The organism is Desulfosporosinus sp. OT (genome assembly GCF_000224515.1).
In the GTDB taxonomy this organism is placed as follows: Bacteria; Bacillota; Desulfitobacteriia; order Desulfitobacteriales; family Desulfitobacteriaceae; genus Desulfosporosinus.
On record NZ_AGAF01000048.1, the window covers coordinates 1 to 2710 of the forward strand.

Here is a 2710-nt window from a genome sequence, read left to right on the forward strand (position 1 = left end):
GGGAGAGTTAGTATGATCAGACCAATTTGTAAAGACATAATTATTTTAAGCCAGAAATCGGTTCCGGCAACCAAGGCGGATATGCCGGTGTTAGATGACCTCCTGGATACTTTACGAGCAAATGCGGATCGGTGTGTCGGCATGGCGGCTGACATGATCGGTGTCAACAAGCGCATCATCGCGTTTAGCATCGGGCCGCTGAACATACCCATGATCAATCCTGTCATCATAAAGCGTGCCAGCCCGTATGAAACTGAGGAGGGCTGCCTGTCACTGGAGGGCGTACGAAAAACTACCCGTTATCAGTCCATTGAGGTAGAGTTCTTTGACCGGAACTTCAAGCAGCAGAAGCAGAACTTTACCGGCCTTGCTGCGCAGATCATTCAGCATGAGATCGATCACTGCGACGGAATCCTAATCTGAACGTAGTAAGATGTTATTCACGTTTATTAGAACGCGACTATAAGCATAATGTGCTGCTCATATTTCAATTTGTGAATGTCAAATGCTGACCTCCTATAATGAAAGAACTGGAGTTGTAGTTCGAGAATTCCTAAACGAATAATCTATTCTTATACCAAAAAAGAACATTGGTTAATAATCTTGGAAGTATTTCAAGATGATAATTGATCTTCACTATGATTGGTGTTCTTCCGCAGTTCTGGCCCGGTTATGGATCCAGCGGCTTTTTTCCGCTTCGCTCATCGTCAGGAGCTTTTTATCGACGGCTTTCATGAATTCATGATAATTCATTGCTGTCTCATCTCTCTTCTCTAGCAGAGTCAATTTTACAAGGTTTAAAAAACTAACCTTTCACGGCTATCCTCATTACTATGCAAATCCGTCTAATTGCCATTATCTAAAGCCCTATCATCTACGACACGCTCTGATCTGCCTGCAAAAACAGGCCGGCTAACATTAAGCCGACCTGTTTTTCTTCATGTGGTTTTTATCATCCTAAATCAACTCATCCAACCTTTTTTTCACATCATCCATGATATATTTCCCGACCCTTCCGAACTTACTAATTATGATAGCTTGGGACAACGTATAGATTTTGTCAACCCTTATACAAGAGTCTACCTTCAACGTCCCTTCGTCAAGGTCTTGGCTTTGCAACATAACAATGTAGTTCTTAGTCGTAATATTTGAAGTAATAGCAGCAACAATAATATCTTCTGTTTTGCTATTGTAATCATCATTGGATAATACCAGAACAGGACGTTTCTTTTTTGATGATAAATCAGTAAAGGGTATGGGAACTAATAAAATATCACCTTGCTTATACATTGTTCCACACCGTATCGTCAATATCATTATCCCAAAATTCAATGCTGCTTTCATTTGCAGAAGTTAACTCTTGGAAAGTTTCCCTGTTTTTTTACTTTTTAAAAAAGAAATATAATCTATAACCTCTGGAATCTGACTTTCAGGAATTTCCTCGATTAATTTATAGAGGATTTTTTTGGCTGTACTCATAAAGTCCACCTCAAAATTATTATATCACAAACCCTTTGTTCATGTTCATTAATTCATTACTTTGAAGTGCTTGATTAATTGCAACCTGGCCCACGGGTCCAGGAAGAGGCTGTAAAAAGTAGTTATGAAGCCTTAAGATATATAGATTCTCCTACCCATAAGGCAGAGCTTCTGGCGGTCAAGAATAATGAGCGGGCTATTCTTATTGCAGTAGTATCGATAAAAATAGCGACATTATGCCCATAGACCAAAGGGGGGCAACAATGTGTTGCCCCCCTTTGCGAATCTTGTCCGGTTGACATTTCTGTACAGTTTGAAAAAAAATTGACAAATGCCTTAAAATAGATTATATAGACTTTCTGAAAGGATAGGTGTACCTACAGTGAGCGATTCTTCTGATTCTGATACAGAGCCGCCTAATCGACGATGCGCAGAATTAGTTTTACTTAGGGGACAAGAACAGGTGTTTAAGTATTTCATGCACAGAGCAGAGGGCAATTGCATGCTGCCCTTTTTGTTGTGTGTTTTTTTGTTGCTGTAAGGGCAATGTATCCCATCGTATCCTATCAAATGCCCATCCAAACAGGGTTTTGACTGCCATGAGAACTCAAATCGGAACAAATTTTAGGAGGTACTGTTTTGTCTGACGATCCTTTGTTATGGTTACTTTTGCTGCAACTCATTTTTATATTCCTCAATGCAATTTTCGCTTGTGCGGAAATTGCTGTTATCACTCCATTTCCCATTTATCGAAAAAAATAACCCCGCAAGATTGAATTCACTCAACCTTGCGGGGTTATTTGTCAGGTAAATATTCGCCCTTATGATCTTTTCGAGACTTGACAAAATCCGGTTCAGAATGAACATTTACGGACTATACGTTCTTCGCTCGAATGCCGAGGATAATGATCTCCAGATAATCCGAAAAATCCGTGATAAAATTAGGTTTTCTATTGAGCAATTCGACTCCAGGTGAGCCCTTTTCATAAAGCACCGTTTCAGGATACAAATTCAAAGCATAAAGAATTTGATACCTGATAAAGAGATAAAGCTGTTCGTTTGATAGATCAGGAAGGAATTTTGCACTGATTGTTTTCAAACGTTCGATACTTTTATTTTGATTATGTTTAAATGCCACCAATTCTGTTGGCTTCACATTCGCTTCAATCACTGAAGCTAGAATAGGGAATAATCGGATGATCCGTTGGTTTTGATACAACAGTTCTGCACA

Annotated in this window: 6 protein-coding genes and 1 pseudogene; 3 read left to right on the plus strand and 4 right to left on the minus strand. The window is 39.4% G+C overall.

Annotation, left to right across the window (positions count from 1 at the left end; translation table 11 throughout):
- Positions 1-12 precede the first annotated feature (12 nt).
- On the plus strand, positions 13-423 hold the full coding sequence (locus DOT_RS03905) for a peptide deformylase (protein WP_009614466.1): 411 nt from the start codon (positions 13-15) through the stop codon (positions 421-423).
- 213 nt (positions 424-636) lie between these two features.
- On the opposite strand, the gene DOT_RS30215 is transcribed toward DOT_RS03905, so the two are convergent.
- The 3 genes from DOT_RS30215 to DOT_RS31585 all read right to left on the minus strand — a co-directional run bounded on the left by DOT_RS30215 (position 637) and on the right by DOT_RS31585 (position 1479).
- Positions 637-786: a hypothetical protein gene (locus DOT_RS30215; protein WP_157998401.1), complete on the minus strand. Its 150-nt coding sequence runs from the start codon at positions 784-786 to the stop codon at positions 637-639.
- Between the two features lie 171 nt (positions 787-957).
- On the minus strand, positions 958-1344 hold the full coding sequence (locus DOT_RS03910; RefSeq protein ID WP_242833764.1) for a type II toxin-antitoxin system PemK/MazF family toxin: 387 nt from the start codon (positions 1342-1344) through the stop codon (positions 958-960).
- Positions 1345-1353: 9 nt separating this feature from the next.
- Positions 1354-1479 carry a DUF2281 domain-containing protein gene (locus tag DOT_RS31585; RefSeq protein WP_009614476.1) on the minus strand — a complete coding sequence of 42 codons (126 nt, stop codon included), beginning with the start codon at positions 1477-1479 and terminating at the stop codon, positions 1354-1356.
- 78 nt (positions 1480-1557) lie between these two features.
- On the opposite strand from DOT_RS31585, the gene DOT_RS31345 reads away from it, so the two are divergent.
- Entirely contained in the window at positions 1558-1725 is a 168-nt protein-coding gene (locus DOT_RS31345; protein WP_009614478.1) for a hypothetical protein, read from the plus strand.
- A 393-nt stretch (positions 1726-2118) separates the two neighbouring features.
- Positions 2119-2241 (plus strand): hypothetical protein, encoded by a 123-nt coding sequence (locus tag DOT_RS32230; RefSeq protein WP_009614480.1) that lies wholly within the window; start codon positions 2119-2121, stop codon positions 2239-2241.
- A gap of 112 nt (positions 2242-2353) precedes the next feature.
- Here the strand turns inward: DOT_RS32230 and DOT_RS30220 are convergent.
- Positions 2354-2710: pseudogene (locus tag DOT_RS30220) on the minus strand (TetR/AcrR family transcriptional regulator); the annotation flags it as partial.